Origin of the sequence: Viridibacillus sp. FSL E2-0187 (genome assembly GCF_038006425.1) — a bacterium.
Taxonomy (GTDB): domain Bacteria; phylum Bacillota; class Bacilli; order Bacillales_A; family Planococcaceae; genus Viridibacillus; species Viridibacillus arvi.
In genome coordinates, this window is the sequence record NZ_JBBOVG010000001.1 from 120,285 (window position 1) to 137,531 (window position 17,247).

Sequence of the window (17,247 nt, forward strand, 5' to 3'; positions counted from 1 at the left end):
TTGTGAAATCTATTATAAAAAAAGTAGTAGTAGTTTTAGCAAGCTTTGCATTGTTATTTTCACTAGTTAGTAGTTTAAAAGTAGACGCGAAAACTAAATCTATTACAGCTAAATTGCACTCGCTTAGCCAAAATGAACGAACGTCCAAAATTGAAAAGACTGCGAATTATAGTGACGACACAATTATTATTAAATATTCAAGTGCGCTAAGCGCTAGTGATCATCGCAAGGCTGGCGGTACAGTTGTAAACCAAATAAAAGGACTTAACTATGTAGCTGTTAAAGTTAGTAACAAGAATAAACTACAGCAAACTATTAAAAACTATCAAAAAAACAGTAAGGTAGTTTCTGTTGGTCTTAGTCCAAAATATCAGCATGCGGGTTCAGTTGACCCGAAAGTAAGTGAACAATATATGCATAGCATACTAAAAACAGCAGATGCCCAAAAGTTGGCGGGGAATAATCAAGTAAAGGTAGCGGTTATTGATACCGGAATTGACCGTAATCACCCGGAGTTAAAAGGGTCTATCCTTTCAAGTACAAACATTATGAATCCGATGAATCCTGCAACTACTGACATACATGGAACTCACGTGGCTGGCATTATTGCTGCTAAAAAGGATAACGGTATCGGTGGCTATGGCATAAATCAAAATGTGAAGATTCTTTCTTATGATATCTTTGACGCAGATATGTGGACATTCGACTACACAATTGCAAATGCTATATTAAAAGCTGTAGATCAAGGAGCAGACGTCATTAACATGAGTTTGCAGGGGTCTATGCCTTCTACTGTTCTAGAAGAAGCTGTGAACAAGGCAATTAGTAGTGGTGTTGTTGTCGTTGCAGCAGCGGGGAATCAAGGATCTGATATGCCGATTTACCCTGCCAAGTATGAAGGGGTAATTAGTGTAGGCTCTATTAATAGCGAAAAAAAATTAAGTGAATTTTCATCTTACGGTGCATCTACTGATGTGGTAGCACCTGGAGAAAATATTTATGCACCTTTTTATGATGCACAAAAGGGATCAACTTTTGCGAATTTAAGTGGAACATCTATGGCTTCACCTGTAGTTGCTGGAACAGTAGCATTGCTGTTATCCAAATATCCAAATTTAAAGCCAGCTGAAGTAGAATATATTTTAGAAAAAACAGCGACAGATTTAGGGGAGAAAGGGTTTGATCATAAATATGGAAATGGTCTTATCAACCCAATTGCTGCAATGAAATTTGATGTGAAAAAGATTCCTTCTCTAGTGAAAGAGAAGTGGGGCGAAAAAGAAATTATAAAGAACGCTGAGCAGATTTCAATTCCTGCAAAATTGAAGCATTCTTTTACAAAGCCTTCAGAACAAAAGTGGGTTAAAATTCCTGTAGAAAAGGGCGAATACATTCAAACTTCATTGATTGGTGCAAAGCAGTATGATTATAAAATGAGTATTCATTTCTATGGTAATAATCAAAAGCAACTTATGGATGTCAACGATGTGACGGAAGGAAAAACTGAAGGTAGGCTAATCCAAGCACCATTTAGTGGAACATTAGCAATTGGTGTAAAAGATGTGAATGGCAATTTTGATGTCTCAGGTCAGAATCAATCAAGTTTCACATTAGTAGTAGATAAGGTAACTCAAATACCAAAAACCGAGTCTACATTAGAAAATCCTATTAAAATAGATAAATGGCCATTTAACCAAGATAATCTTTATATGGCTGGCGAAAATGGAGATTCGGATTACTTCCACTTTACATCAAAAGAAGCGCATTTTATGAAATTTGATGTTACAGGCATACCAGGAGTAGATATAAGTGCTGCTGTGTATGAAAAGGAACAGCTATTCCCAGCAACATCTGAGAAATTAGGAGTAGAAGATATACCAGCTTTATATACAAGTAATATGCATGGTATAGGAGAAGGCGAAACGCTATTATTCCAAACTGAACCTGAAAAAGAATATTATTTAAAAGTAACGAATAAAGGAACTTTCGGTTACGTTACTTTAGAACAATTACTATTAGGATTGGTTGGAGGCATGGAAGAAAAAGAACCTGCGGGGTCTGCACTCCCATATAGCGTGAGCCTAGTCGGAAAGATTATTCCAGAAGATGAAGACCACTATAGTTCTATGGATGATTCCACAATGATGAATGTATTAACAGAAGATGACTCAGAACGAATTAATCTGTTGGAATCGGTAGCACTTCCATACGAATTGGGTGGAACTATTCAAGGGTATCTACAAAATACAATGGACCAAGACTGGTATAAATTTAACACTTCAAGTGCGGGCATTTATCAATTCCAATTACCAACACCAAAAGAGAATATTCCAAATTTAGGATTGTATGAGGTAATAATAGATAAAGATGAAAATGGTAAGGCATATCAACTCTTATCTCTAGTCTCAACTAATGAGGACTGGTCTTCATATAATGATTGGGTCAAAGGGGAATTTTTCGCTAGTTTAAAAGCAGATAAAACGTATTACTTATCCATCAATCCAAACTATAATACGTATCAAATTCCGTATGATGGGTATCAAGTAACTTCTAAGCTTGTCGTTAAAGACGCCGGTGATAGTTATGAAGAAAATAACAACCCAGAGCAAGCAAAAGATTTTCCGGCTTCTGGTGTGACGGCAAATTTCTCTACAGCGAATGATATTGATACTTATTATTTCACTGCAAAAGAAAAAGCAATATACGGAGTGAAATTCTCCCGTACACCACTGACTTCTAAGCTTAAAGCCAAGTATCCAAAAGAGTTGTTGAGCCCATATTTAGGCCTCATGGAAATTACAGAGGACGTTAACAAAAATCACAAAATAGATGATAAAGATTTGGAATACAGAACATATCTATTAAAAAATACAGCAGATGGAACGACAACAGGCTCCTTTGAAGCAAAAAAAGGTAAATCATATTTTATCACTGTATTAGGTTTAGTTGACTCAAGTTCAGCAATTTCTTTATGGCCATATCAACTAAAAGTAGACTCAGTGAATAAAAAAGATGAAGATGCCGGATCTAAAGTGAAAAATAACAAACCTTCTAAGCCTATCAAGCTACAAAAGAAAAGTAGCAAATTGTATTCAACGACAGGGTACTTCAATACAGGATATGAAAATGGTGATGAAGATTGGTATATTTATCAACCAACTAAAACAGAACAAGTGACGTTGACACTCGATGCTAGCCAAGAGCTAGATGGTGTTATTGAAGTTTATCGTAATGGAAAAAGGGTAGCTAAATCGGATATTTATGGGCAAGGGGATAAGGAAATTCTATCCTTAAAAATGACTAAAGGTACTTATTATGTGAAGGTTCGAGATGGTCAAGGACGTGCGTCAATTGACCCGTATACTTTATCTTTGAAAGTAAAGTAAGAAAATGAAATGATGCCCCCGAATGTCGTTACCAATCGGCTTTTGGGAGGCATCTTTTTATGTTATTGCTGCAACAAAACTCGTTATAGAATAGAAAAGGCATGTATTCACTCCATCTCTATTGTCGAAAGACTGTTCAGTATCATTGAATTTGATTACAATAACAATAGTCATGGAATATATAGAGAACGGGAATGGTGAATTATAATTGAAAACATTTAAAAAAGTTTATGTTGAAATTACAAGCGTCTGTAATCTTGCGTGTAGCTTCTGTCCACCTACGAGTCGTAAGGCGAATATAATCAAACTAGATGCGTTTAACAATATACTTGATCAGATTAGACCGCATACGAATTATATTTACCTACATGTGAAGGGAGAACCTCTTTTACATAATAAAATCGACCAACTACTTGATGCAGCACATGCTAAAGGGTTTAAAGTGAATATCACGACTAATGGAACACTGATTAAAAAGAATCGAGAGAAATTATTAGGAAAGCCTGCGCTACGCCAAATCAACTTCTCATTACATAGTTTTGACGGACATGAGGGGTCAGAGAATCGCGAAAAATATTTAGGAGATATTCTTGAATTTGTTCGTGATGCGGCAGAACATAACATCATCATATCGTACCGATTATGGAACCTACAAAAAGATCAGGTTACCGATTTAGAGAAGAGAAGAAACCGTGAAACTTTAGATATATTAGAGAAAGAATATAACTTAGACTTTAAAATTGAAGAAAAAGTACAGCCCGGAAAAGGCGTTAAAATTACGGATCGTGTTTATTTAAACCAAGATCATGAATTTCAATGGCCAAGCTTGCAAGCCCCTGAGGATGAAGGGAAAGGATTTTGCCATGCACTTCGCAGCCAAGCAGCAATTCTTGTTGACGGTACAGTTGTCCCATGTTGCCTAGATGGAGAAGGTGTCATAAATTTAGGGAATATTAATAACACATCATTCTCTGAAATCGTAGAGAGTGAGAGGGCCAATAATCTTGTTGATGGATTCACTAGAAGAGAAGCAGTTGAAGAATTATGCAGGAAGTGCGGCTTTAGACAGAAATTTGGAATGTAAGAGCAATTAGCTTCAAAGGCTTTTAGTTTATGTCATGTCAGCTACAGGCAATATAAAAAAGCATCTCTTGTGAGATGCTTTTTGTTTTGGAATTAGGATGAGTGAGTTGAAAGAGAGAGTGAGTAGGTTAAAAGAGAGTCCGAGTGAGTTAAAAGAAAGCTCAAATAGGTTAAAACGGAGCGAGAGTGAGTCAAAAAGCCCGATAAAATTAAATAAGAGCACTAGCAAGTTAAAAGTAATCACAAGTAAGTTAATTATGATAATAAAATAGAATTTTTCTGCTCCAAATAATAGACAAGTACAAAACATCCAATCTAATTAATCTGTAAATCCAACTTAATTCATGAGAAAATATTGACAATTCACAATGTTATGTGATTTGCTATAATAATATAAAAATATAAACGGAATATAGTAGAAGTAGTTTAGAAGGAGAATTGATGATAGTGCAGATTTTTTCAGATAGAGTTTTACAAGCAGATAGTTCTTTTATAAAAGATATTTTAAGTTTGACTGAGGTAGAAGATATTATTTCATTTGCAGGAGGGTTACCAAATCCTATTTCATTCCCAATGAAAGAGTTCCAAGAATCGATTAATCGCGTTTTACAAAATTCTGGCGACAAGGTATTTCAGTATTCAGGGACTCAAGGTTATTTACCATTACGCCAATGGATTGCAGACCGTTATAAAAAACGATTTGGTATGGATGTTACAGCAGATGATATTTTAATTACAACAGGTTCTCAACAAGGACTAGATTTAATGGGGAAAGCTTTAGTAAATAAGGGGGATAAAGTTGCTGTAGAAAGCCCGTGTTATCTGGCTGCTATTCAAACATTTGCACTTTTTGAACCTGAGTTTTTACCAATTAGCCTTGAAGATGACGGTTTAAATTTAGAAGAGCTTGAAGCAACTTTACAAAATAATGATGTGAAATTATTGTATACAGTCCCTAATTTCCAAAATCCAACAGGCTTAACTTACTCTAAAGAGAAACGTGAAGCTATTTTTGAAATTATTAAGAAGACGAACACAGTTTTAATTGAAGACGATCCGTATGGAGAACTTCGCTTTGAAGGAGAATCATTACCTTACATTGCAGGTGGAAAAACGGAAAATAGTGTACTATTTGGTTCTTTCTCTAAAACGTTATCACCGGGAATGCGTATTGGTTATTTATGTACAAAAAATAAAGAGCTAATGGGACATTTAATCGGAGCGAAACAATCGTCTGATTTACATACGAATGTACTTGCACAATATGCTATTTATGATTATTTAACGAATAATGATTACGAAGCGCATATTAGCAAAATTACAGCACTATATAAACAACAGTGTGATGCAATGATATCTGCGATGGAAAAATATTTACCAGCTCATGTTACGTTCACAAAACCAGAGGGCGGTATGTTTTTATGGGCAGATTTGGGAGAAGGAGTCTCTTCAGTAGAAGTCTTCAAAAGAGCAACTGAGAAGAAAGTGGCTTTCGTTCCTGGAGATCCGTTTTATACGAATATTAAAGGAGCGGGAACTTTGCGTCTTAATTATACGAACTCTGATCCAGAAACAATTGAGGAAGGTATCAAAAGATTGGCTTCCGTTTTATAAAGAAAACAAGATTTTTAATAAGGCAATTAGTATTAGACAAATAGAAGAAGGTAGAACCTCAGGAGATAGATCTGGTTCTGCCTTCTTTTTTTGGGTCAAATAAAGAAAGTTAGAAAAGTATGGTAAAATCCATTGACAATTTGTGACGAAATTGTGTACAATAAATTAAGACACATTTTCGTCACAATTATAATTAAGATGTTTGAAAATTGGGGGATGCACAATGAACTTTTCAGATGTGATTTTAATTGCTATTGCATGTATGAGTATTCCACTCGTCGTTGCTATTTTTACGGACATTTTCTATGCACAGAAGAAACAACGTCAATTTTCGTTACGACGTATGTCTTTATGGTACATTTTATTTTTTGGCATTTCTTTCATACCATCCATTTTTTTAGTTATACCGAACTCATAATTTATTTCAAAGTCTTCCGATTGGAAGACTTTTTTTTATGTATCTGAATTATGGCGAGGTAAGTGGCCTAAATGAATAATGTGGAAGTTAATTCCATAACCTATATAGCACTGAAGAAATGAATACAAAAAAGATGTTTATCGTCACAAGAATAAACACCCCTTTTTAATATAAATTCTGAATTAGCTTTCAATAGCCGAAATTTTAAATCCATTGCTTGTTTTGATAATTGTGAAATAAACTTCTGCACCAGAATCTTCATTTTCTTTGATTAATAATGTACGTATCCAATAGCTTCCTTTGCCATCATAATTAAACCATTCTATATGAACTTCATAAATAACGTTTGAATTGATTTCTGAAACGATTGGTATAGGACTTTGACCATCCTTAATTAATTCAATTTGTTTGTTATTTTTTTTGATCGTAACGTCTTCTGTAAATAGTTTTTGCAAGGCATCTACATCTCTTGCATTAACCGCATCCTCATATGAAGTAATTAAATCTGTTACTTCAGAGTCTAATTTCGAAAGATCGCTTTCATTTTCCAACGGTTTTGATGAATCTTCTGAGTTGATTTTTGCAGTCATAGATGTCATTTCTTTTTCTATTGTTTCAAGTTGTTGTTTAAGCGTATTGTTTTCTCTTTGCAGTGTATTAACTTTCTTTTCTAGCGCTTCTGTATCGCTTCCACAACCCACTAGTAATGCTGCCCCTAATACTATAGGAATCCATTTTAATTTCATGAAAAAACCTCTTCTCTTCGCCTACACAGTTGTTTTTCTGTAAGTAAGGATATATTTATGTTATTCATCTTGAACTAAAAATTCACTTAACTATAGAGCAATCTCAGATTATTTTATCAAATCAATTACACTTGTGAAAATATAAATTCCATAATATTTCCATAAAACATTTGAAATTACCGGTTGTATTTGTGATACTAAGGATAGAACAGATTGAACGAAGGTATAGCATACGTATTTATTATTTGAACCAGGTAGAAAAGGAGTTTATAAATGAAAAAATATGTAATTTGGCTTTGCGTGCTGGTATTTTTAGTAGCTTGTTCTAAGGAAGAAAGTCCAGAGGTTAAGAAAGGTGTGAATGATGAAATGTTAGGACAATGGCAAGGGAATATTGAGCTTCCGCAATCACCATTAGAAATAATTTTATCGCTTAAAGAGAAAAGTGGCACTTTATCAGTTCCGGCTCAAGGGGTAAAGGACTATCCATTTAAAGAAGTTTCATATGACGGCAATAAAGTTTTGATTACAATCGATTTACAAGGTTCGAATATTGTAATAGACGGTAAGTTACAAGGTAATTTAATAACAGGAACATTTAAGCAAAATGGTAATACACTACCTATTAAATTAACTCCTTACAAAGAAGAGAAGGCGAGTTATGAATCCATTAATATCCCAGTTAATGGAGGGAATCTAAAGGCAGCTTTGCAACATCCTGAAAAGGAAGGCTCATATCCATTGGCGATTATAATAGCGGGGTCTGGTCCGACCGACAAAGATGGAAATACTATAGGTGCTGGCAAAAATAATAGCTTGAAGATGCTGGCTGAAGACCTAGCTAAACAAGGGATCGCATCTATTCGTTATGACAAAAGAGGAATTGGTGATAATGTTCCATTAACAACAAAAGAAGAAGATTTATCAATAGAAAAATATGTAGAAGACGTTAACCAAGTTATTAAATACGCAATATCAGAAAATAAATTTAAAAGTATTCATATTATTGGTCATAGTGAGGGCTCTTTAATTGGTATATTAGCGGCACAGAATAGTAACATTGCTTCATTTACTTCGATAGCAGGTGCAGGACGTCCAGCAGATGAGATATTACTTGAACAATTAGAAGGTAAATTAACATCGGATCTTACAAAAGAAACTACAGAAATCTTAGCATCATTAAAAGAAGGTAAATCGGTAGCAACCATATCAACAGAATTACAACCACTATTTAGACCTTCTGTTCAGCCATATCTTATGTCTTGGCTAAAGTATGATCCAGCTAAGAGCATTCAAAAAATAACAGCACCTGTCTTAATCATTCAAGGAGCACACGATATTCAAGTTCCAGTAAGTGATGCGAAAATATTAAAGGCCAATAACGAAGAGGCTAAACTGATGATTGTTAGTAAGATGAATCATATTCTAAAAGATGCACCAGATGAGATACAAGGAAACATGGCTACTTATACTAATCCGACACTTCCGTTATCTACAGAATTAGTTGAGGCGATTACAGGGTTTATACATGAGTAGATGTCCGTCTATGTAGAAGTAAAGTGAGGAATGACATTTGTAGAGATTTAATTTGTATTAATACGATAGTAAAACATAATATAAAAAGACTGAACGCTGCGAACGTTCAGTCTAGTGGCTAGTAACCGCAGATGAAGCGGTTGGTCCGAGGTCAATAATAACCGTCAAACCTTATGTGGAGGGGACGGTTATTTCTTTTTTAATAGAAAAAAGAGTACCGACAACAAAACTGAAAGGAATGCTATCCACCCAACTGAGAGTTGAATCAATAAGCTTATTATTTCGAAAGTTGTCAATAGTATCACCTCCAATCCCTTGGAAGTGACCAACCGTCCAACCTGCACAACTAGTTATTATTATTTTACCAGATAAGGCATTTACGTTCTAATATTTACCCTGAATATATATATAATGGTATAATTTAGGTACATATGTGTAGTGAACTTATAAATTTATTGCAGACTGTGTTGTGCATGAAGATAGGTTTGGAAAGTATGGAGTAAAAATACTAAAATTGGAGGAATATAAGATGAAAAAAATGTTAGTAACAGCATCTATTGTATTGATGGCAGCTCTCCCTGCGACAGCAAGTGCACAGAGCGTTCCAGCCAAGCCAATTCATAATGGTCAAGTGGTCGCTCAGAATAAAGTAAAAGCTTCTACAGGGACAATTGGGCAAATTACAAATTACGTAAACGATAAGACTGGGAAGTTTATTACTGTAACTGGACATGGGCTTGTTACAACTGATCAAAGTGAAATAATTCTATCTATTACTAAAAGTACTAAAATTATCGATTCCAAAGGAAAAAAAGTGTCTTTAAAAAAAATCATCGAAAACAAGAAGACTGTAAAGGCATTTTATGACCCTAAAATTACGAAGAGCATTCCAGCGCGAGGAAAAGCACTAAAGCTAGTTGTTCAAGATCAGGATTTCACAGGAATTAATGGCACAATATCTGAAGTGAATGAAAATGGGATTGTCGTAGAAGGTACGGATATCTACACAGCGCATAAGGATAAGATTGTTTTACATTTCGCTGATAAAGCACAGATATTAGACCAAAATGGAAAAGCAATAAAGAAAAGTGCTATCAAATCAGGCATGAGTGTCAAAGCCTTCTATGGACCAGCTGTTACGATGAGTATTCCGGCTCAATCGACAACGGATTATGTCGTTGTTAACTTGGCAACTGATGAGGTGGTTCATGAAGACGCTGTAGGTACAAACGGTATTATTACAAATGTAGCAGATAGCAAGTTTACCGTGATTGGGAATTCGATGAAAAAAGGCGGAGTGAATTATGTAATTCTATCCGTGGATGAGAATACTCAAATCGTCAACCAGCTAGGTAAATCATTAACCTTAGAAGCTTTGAAGACCGATGTTCGTGTTGAGGCCTACTACGGTGAAATGATGACCATGATATATCCAGCTCAAACACATGCAGAGAAAATTGTTGTGAAAGAAATGGAACACAATAAAGTTGAAGGCACAATTGTCACATCAAATAGTACTACGAAAGATCAGCTGTATATCAATGTCGGATCTGACCAAATCTCAAACAATGATGTTATTCTGAATATCTCGGAAAATACAAAAGTAATCTCATTGCTTGGCGGAGAAACGGGATTGAAAGCAGGTTTGAAAATTACTGCATACCATTCCCCGATGATGACGAAATCATTGCCAGGTATCACAAATGCTGAGATTGTGATTGTAACTTTTGATGATAAAGTAGAGGCGCCAAAATAATAGAGCATGACAATTATATAATATAAGGCAATACAATCCATTTATTGAAAATTTGTTATCAGAATTGTATAATAGAGTTAGAAAAGCATACCATACCAAGACCGAACGCTGCGAACGTTCAGTCTACTGACTAGTCACCGCAGAAAAAGCGGTTGGTTCGAGGTCAGAAATAACCGTCAAACCTTTTGTGGAGGGGACGGTTATTTTTTTGAAAAAATGTGGATTAAAAAATCAACAAGTACATAATATAAAATGAAAACAATATTGAACTTACATATTTAATCGAGCATCTCACAGATGCTCGATTTTTTTGGGGAACAAAGTGGTCTAATTGAATAGAGAAAAGAAGGAGAAATCAGCAAATTATTATGGTATATAATTACATTGGCTCATGGTGAATGGACTTAATTAATTGAATAGTAGAGAGAGAAATAACATATAAAGAAATTGAACATTTTATAGATGAAAGTATTCAGCTTTTTATAAAATCGAATCTTACATATCCTTGTCAGTACTGAATTAGTAAAGAAATAATAGACTATTAAATTTAACGTTTATTGCTCACAAGAAAAAGAATAATATGCTATAGTTAAGTTAATCGAGATTGTTTAAATATGGTATTTGTATAAGGCGATTCCCCTGTCTTAAGGAGAGCAAATTTATATTAAATTATTTTGATATAAGATTGTAATTGAATTTTAATATTTACTTGCAACCAAATCCTATATAATTTGTCCTGTTAAATAGAAAGTATGAAATGAGTGAAAAGGTTGTCAGACATACTGTATTACCTACTTGAAATGATCCCTGTTATGATTGTGGCGATTCCTTTTGTCGTTTATTTACGATTCAAGTCTCGCAAAAGAAAAGGGAATCCTCCGACTAATAGGTGGCATGAAATAGGATTATTGTTCTTTTTTGTGTATGTAATTGGTTTGTTTTATGAAACAATCGTACCTAGAAATGGAATGAGTATACAGCTTTTTCAAATGCGCTTCCAAGAGGATATGATTTTAGGTGTGAATTTAAAGTTGTTCCAAGTATTTAAGGATGTGTATAACGCTATTCATTATTTAGATTTATGGCAGCCATTTTTCATTAACTTTCTTGGGAATATAGCCATTTTCATGCCAATTGGTTTTTTACTACCACTGCTATGGCGCAAGATGGAGAAGTTTCCTTATGTATTTATTACAGCGTTGAGTTTATCTATCTTTATCGAAACGATGCAACTACCTCAAATGCGTAGTACTGATGTAGACGATCTTTGGTTAAATACATTGGGCGCGATATTAGGTTATCTTGTATACAAAGGGATGAAAAAGGGGATGCCAAGTATCGGGTCAAAATGTAAGCAAATTGTTTAATATTCGAACTTTCGGGTATGGGTAATATAGCAATTTAAGTAAGAAGGGGTTTTTTATATGATTGAACAACGAGAACAATTAGAAGAAAGTAAAAAGATGCATATTATAGATGATTTAATGGCTTTAGGTGTTTTCAAAGTTAATGATCAACAGCTTTATCAAGTATCTATAGAGGAGCTTGTGGAAGAATATCAAAAGCATTGTCAATAAAAGATTGCTACTAGGTGGCAGTCTTTTTCAATTTTGTGAGAAAATAGTATAATAATCGTAGGTTTTAGGCGACAAAATGACTTTATCATCATAGACAAACATTGGAGAAATCGAGAAAATAGCGTATAATTACTATGTGATTTTTTATTATAAAGCAAACTAGTGCATGTTAAAATATAAGACTGAATGTAACAAGATAGGAGAATTTAGATATATGTGTGGATTTACAGGATTTATAGGTGAGGTTTCAAACCCTGACGTAGTGTTAGAGAATATGATGAACCAAATTATTCACCGTGGACCAGACTCTGCAGGTACTTTTACAGATAGTGAAGCTGCACTTGGTTTCCGACGTTTAAGTATTATTGACTTAGAAAATGGTAGCCAACCTTTGTATAATGAAGACCAATCTTTAGTATTAATTTTCAATGGTGAAATTTATAACTATCAAGATATCCGTAAAGACCTAATAGAAAAAGGGCATACATTTACAACTGAAACAGATAGTGAAGTTTTAATTCATGGTTATGAAGAATACGGTACTAAATTAGTAACTAAATTACGTGGTATGTTCGCATTCGTTATTTGGGATCGTAACAAAAAACGAGCATTTGCTGCACGTGATATGTTCGGTATTAAACCTTTTTACTATGCCCATATGAACGGTACTTTAATGTTCGGTTCAGAAATTAAAACCTTCTTGCCACATCCACATTTCGATAAAGTATTAAATGAAAAAGCGTTAAAACCTTATTTAACATTCCAATTCCCAGTGTTAAACGAGACATTCTTTAAAGGTGTTTTCAAATTGCCAGCAGCTCACTATATGACGTACGAAAACGGCAAAGTGACAACTACTCGCTACTGGGAACCAAAATTTAATCCTGAAGAGCGTCCACTTGATGAAATCGTTGAAGAAATCGATAGTGTCGTACGTGACTCAATTAAAGCACACCAAATCTCAGATGTTAAAGTTGGTTCATTCCTATCAAGTGGTGTTGACTCAAGCTATGTAGCATCTGTTTTAAAACCAGATAAAACTTTCACGGTAGGTTTTAGTGCTCAAAACTTCTCTGAAATTGACACTGCAAAAGAGCTATCTAAAGAGCTTGGTATTGAGAATGTCAATGAAGTACTTGATCCAGAGGAATGCTTTAACAAAATCGACGAGATTCAATATATTATGGATGAGCCACATTCAAACCCATCAATCGTACCACTTTACTTCTTAGCAGAGCTTGCACGCAAACATGTAACTGTTGTGTTATCTGGTGAAGGTGCCGATGAATTATTCGGTGGTTACGAAGAGTATGATGAATCAGCATCTATGAAAAAATATAAAAAAGTACCAGGCTTCATCCGTCGTCCTGTATCTGAAGTTGCGAAAATGCTTCCAGAAGTTAGAGGTAAACACTTCTTGATGAAAGGTGGCTTACCAGTAGAGGAAACGTTTATTGGACAAGCGCATATTTTCGAAGAGCAAGAAGCAGCTAATATTTTAACAGCAAAATATAACGATGCACCATCTGTCAAAGATATCGTTATGCCTGTTTATAAAAAAGCAGCGGGCGAAGACGATTTAACGAAAAAACAAATCTTAGACTTAAATTTATGGTTAGTCGACGATATTTTATTAAAAGCAGATAAAATGAGTATGGCGCACTCAATTGAATTGCGCGTACCGTTCTTAGACAAAGAAGTAATGAAAGTTGCTTCGAAAGTGCCGTCTCGCTACCGTGTTAATGATGTTGATACGAAATATGCATTCCGTGTAGCGTCTAAACGCGCATTGCCTGAAGCTTGGGCTAACCGTAAAAAAATCGGTTTCCCAGTACCAATTCGCTTATGGATTCAAGAAGAAAAATACTTCAACAAGATTAAAGAATCATTTGAATCTCCAGAAGCAGCACAATTCTTTGACCAACAAGCAATTGTTAAATTATTAACAGACCATTATGAAGGTAAAGCGAAAAATCAACGTAAAATCTGGACAATTTATATGTTCTTAGTTTGGTACAAAAAATATTTTAGCTAAAAACAAGCGATCAGTAGAAGGGGTCATCAGCATTGGATAAGAGAGGTAAGATGCCAATGAGGCTGCTCCTCTTTTGCTTTGTACTGCTGGTAGCAGTGAGCGGTTGCAATATCATTTCCACAGCAAAAGAAAAGCAGCAAGATGAGGGCATAAAAGTACTCATTGTTGAATTCGGCAGCCGCACGCCGATACCTGATATGAAAGTGACCGTCCGAGATATGGAGACGAATGAGGATGTAACGACAGCGACTGGTGATATAGAAGGAGAAGCTATCGTTACGGACTTACAGGAGGGTCATCAATATTTGTTTGTCCCTTCATCAATTTATACAGATGATAGTGAGCAAGAAAAAAGTGTCGGTAAAGTTGTGACGATTCAAGAAGATATGGGCTATGTAGTATTGGAGACGTATTTTGAGCGTGAGGAGCAGCAATTAGATGTGCCGATCATAATGCAAAACCCTGAACTACCCCATGGATGTGAAATCACGGCTTTAACTGCAGCACTTAATTATTATGGATTAAATCTGTCAAAAACAGATATGGCTAAAAATTATTTACCAAAACAAGAGATTGTTGATAAAGGGAATAAACGCATAGGTCCTGATCCAGCAAAAGCTTATGCTGGTGATCCCTTTAACAAACTTACAGGTACTTATGTCTTTGCACCAGTTATTGAAAAGGTAGCAAAGAAGATAGCAAAAGATAAGAACGTATCGTTGAAAGTAGAAAATGTAAGTGGTCAAAGTGCAGAGGAAATAATCTCGCTCGTACAAGAGGGAGTACCTGTTGTAGTTTGGGTTACACTTGATTTATCTAAGCCTACTTTTAAAGAGGGTTGGTGGATTAAGGGAACAAATAGAAAACTGGATATGTATCGTAATCTTCATGCTGTTGTTCTAACTGGGCATATGGATGATAAAGTAATTGTGATGGATCCGTTACACGGCTATGTTTCTCACGACGAAACTAACTTTTTCAAAAGTTATAAGAAACTCGGATCACAAGCTGTTGCAATTTGGAAGTAACCATCACAGGGGATTAACCTCTGTGATTTTTTGATAAGGGTACATAAGTCGTATATGAACATTCATAAAGAATTTACGAAATATGTTACACTAATGGCAAAACAATAGACTATAAGTGAGATGATATACAATGGCAGAACAACCATTTTTACCAATATTAATCGGATCTGATATGAATGCATATGGAATGGCTCGTTCATTTTATGAAGCATATGGCATTAAACCAATCGTTATCGGTCGTTCACATTTAACTGCAACACAAAATAGTAGTATTCTACACTTTGAACAAGTACCCAATATAAACAAACAAGAAAATTTTGTAGATGAATTGGTGAAAGTTGCAAAGAAATATTCTCATAAAAAATTATTACTACTAGCTTGTGGCGATGATTATGCAAAACTAATTATTAAAAACAAACCAGAGTTAATCAAATATTTCACAGTGCCATATATCGATGAATCATTAATGGATCAAATTTTGTTGAAAGAAAATTTCTACAAAATGTGTGAGAAATATAATTTCAGCTATCCAAAAACCGATACGTGCACTTACGAAACATATGAAAGCTTTGATGTGAAATTTAAATACCCTATTATTATTAAAGCGTCTAACTCAGTTGAATACTGGGCATGTAGCTTCCCAGGGAAGAAAAAAGTATTCGTTGCACATGATGAAGCGGAGAAAACTGCAATATTAAAAGCAATTTATAGCTCAACATATAAAGACCATCTAATTATCCAAGAATTCATCCCTGGTGATGATTCGTATATGCGAGTATTGAACGCTTATGTTGGACAAGATGGTAAAGTAAAATTGATGTCTCTTGGTAATCCAATCCTTGAAGAACATTCACCAGAAGGAATTGGTAGCTATGCAGCTATCATTAACACATATGATAAAGAAATTATGGACCGAGTACGTTTCTTCTTAGAAGATATCGGTTATACAGGCTTTGCTAACTTCGATATGAAGTATGATTCTCGTGATGGTGAATATAAATTATTCGAAATCAATTTACGTAATGGTCGTAGTAGCTACTACGTAACAGCAAGTGGACATAACTTGATGAAGTATGTAGCAGATGACCGTATGTTAGGGAAAGATTTAGGTTTAACGTATGCGAAAGAAAAGCATTTATGGATGATTATTCCTAAAGGAGTTCTATTCAAATACGCTCAAAATGAGGAACTTAAAGCAGAAGCCAAACGTTTAATCAGAGCGGGTAAAATGACGAATTCGTTATTTTATAAAAAGGATTTTAACATTAAACGTTGGTTTAAATTAACGCTTAACAATTTAAACTACTACCGTAAATACAAAAAATATTTTAATAACAAGGGTTTGTCTTAAGTCATGAATAAAAAAACATTAGGTATTATTGGTGGAGTAGGACCGCTTGCAACAATGCTTGTAGGGGAAATGATTGTCCGCAGAACAAAAGCTTTCACAGATCAGGAACATGTGCACTTCATTATAGATAATGATACGCGTATTCCTGACAGAACAGCTCATATTCTGAATCCATCTGAACCAAGTCCGGTACCTTTAATGGTTGAGGATACGCATAAGCTAGCAACTGCTGGAGCAGAGCTAATTGCAATTCCTTGTAACACAGCACATACATTTTATGATGAGCTACAAGAAAACTCACCAGTACCAGTACTGCATATGATTCGAGAAACAGCTAATAAAGCAAAGCAACTTGGTGCAAAACGCGTTGGAGTATTAGCAACAATTGGTACCCTTACCTCTGGTGTGTATCAACATGCATTGGAAGAGGTTGGATTAGAACCAGTTATTCCAAATGAACAGCTGCAAAAGCAAGTCATGTCTATCATTTATGACTGTGTGAAAGCTGGGAAAACCGTTACACGTAACGAGTGGAATATGATTGAAGAAGCGATAAAAGCTGAAGGCTGCGATCGAATAATTTTAGGATGTACAGAGCTATCAATTGTAAATCGTGAGCTTGCTCTTGATGATTCTTATATAGATTCGTTACTTGTACTTGCTGATTGTGCTATTGTTAGTTGTGGATATGAATTACTAGATTAGAGCGCAAAAACC

The 17,247-nt window shown here is 35.0% G+C and carries 13 protein-coding genes; 12 read left to right on the top strand and 1 reads right to left on the bottom strand.

The genetic code is table 11. The features are described 5' to 3' along the window. Nucleotides 1–2: 2 nt before the first annotated feature. The 4 genes from MHH85_RS00475 to MHH85_RS00490 all read left to right on the top strand — a co-directional run bounded on the left by MHH85_RS00475 (nt 3) and on the right by MHH85_RS00490 (nt 6,501). On the top strand, nt 3–3,386 hold the full coding sequence (locus tag MHH85_RS00475) for a S8 family peptidase (protein WP_340705638.1): 3,384 nt from the start codon (nt 3–5) through the stop codon (nt 3,384–3,386). A 208-nt stretch (nt 3,387–3,594) separates the two neighbouring features. Beyond that, nucleotides 3,595–4,470 carry a radical SAM/SPASM domain-containing protein gene (locus MHH85_RS00480; RefSeq protein ID WP_340705639.1) on the top strand — a complete coding sequence of 292 codons (876 nt, stop codon included), beginning with the start codon at nt 3,595–3,597 and terminating at the stop codon, nt 4,468–4,470. Nucleotides 4,471–4,910: 440 nt separating this feature from the next. Continuing rightward, on the top strand, nt 4,911–6,083 hold the full coding sequence (locus MHH85_RS00485; protein ID WP_340705640.1) for an aminotransferase-like domain-containing protein: 1,173 nt from the start codon (nt 4,911–4,913) through the stop codon (nt 6,081–6,083). Between the two features lie 223 nt (nt 6,084–6,306). Then, nucleotides 6,307–6,501, top strand: coding sequence for a hypothetical protein (locus tag MHH85_RS00490; RefSeq protein ID WP_038178623.1), 195 nt, complete (start codon nt 6,307–6,309; stop codon nt 6,499–6,501). 182 nt (nt 6,502–6,683) lie between these two features. Here MHH85_RS00490 and MHH85_RS00495 read toward each other — a convergent pair whose 3' ends face one another. Beyond that, nucleotides 6,684–7,247, bottom strand: coding sequence for a hypothetical protein (locus tag MHH85_RS00495; RefSeq protein ID WP_340705641.1), 564 nt, complete (start codon nt 7,245–7,247; stop codon nt 6,684–6,686). Nucleotides 7,248–7,520: 273 nt separating this feature from the next. On the opposite strand from MHH85_RS00495, the gene MHH85_RS00500 reads away from it, so the two are divergent. The 8 genes from MHH85_RS00500 to MHH85_RS00535 all read left to right on the top strand — a co-directional run bounded on the left by MHH85_RS00500 (nt 7,521) and on the right by MHH85_RS00535 (nt 17,235). Beyond that, nucleotides 7,521–8,783, top strand: a complete 1,263-nt coding sequence (locus MHH85_RS00500; protein ID WP_340705642.1) for an alpha/beta hydrolase — start codon at nt 7,521–7,523, stop codon at nt 8,781–8,783. Nucleotides 8,784–9,312: 529 nt separating this feature from the next. Beyond that, nucleotides 9,313–10,539, top strand: a complete 1,227-nt coding sequence (locus MHH85_RS00505) for a peptidase (protein ID WP_340705643.1) — start codon at nt 9,313–9,315, stop codon at nt 10,537–10,539. Between the two features lie 770 nt (nt 10,540–11,309). Beyond that, nucleotides 11,310–11,906 (top strand): VanZ family protein, encoded by a 597-nt coding sequence (locus MHH85_RS00510; protein WP_193737529.1) that lies wholly within the window; start codon nt 11,310–11,312, stop codon nt 11,904–11,906. 57 nt (nt 11,907–11,963) lie between these two features. After that, nucleotides 11,964–12,116 (top strand): Fur-regulated basic protein FbpA, encoded by a 153-nt coding sequence (locus MHH85_RS00515; RefSeq protein ID WP_083446317.1) that lies wholly within the window; start codon nt 11,964–11,966, stop codon nt 12,114–12,116. 214 nt (nt 12,117–12,330) lie between these two features. Beyond that, complete coding sequence (gene asnB, locus MHH85_RS00520; protein WP_193737528.1) at nt 12,331–14,151, top strand: asparagine synthase (glutamine-hydrolyzing); 1,821 nt, start codon at nt 12,331–12,333, stop codon at nt 14,149–14,151. Nucleotides 14,152–14,183: 32 nt separating this feature from the next. Further along, nucleotides 14,184–15,179: a C39 family peptidase gene (locus tag MHH85_RS00525; protein WP_340705644.1), complete on the top strand. Its 996-nt coding sequence runs from the start codon at nt 14,184–14,186 to the stop codon at nt 15,177–15,179. Nucleotides 15,180–15,309: 130 nt separating this feature from the next. Next, the gene (locus tag MHH85_RS00530) at nt 15,310–16,530 is read left to right on the top strand and encodes a carboxylate--amine ligase (protein WP_193737527.1); all 1,221 of its coding nucleotides are present in this window, start codon (nt 15,310–15,312) and stop codon (nt 16,528–16,530) included. Between the two features lie 3 nt (nt 16,531–16,533). Further along, the gene (locus MHH85_RS00535; RefSeq protein WP_053418846.1) at nt 16,534–17,235 is read left to right on the top strand and encodes an aspartate/glutamate racemase family protein; all 702 of its coding nucleotides are present in this window, start codon (nt 16,534–16,536) and stop codon (nt 17,233–17,235) included. The last annotated feature ends 12 nt before the right edge of the window (nt 17,236–17,247 follow it).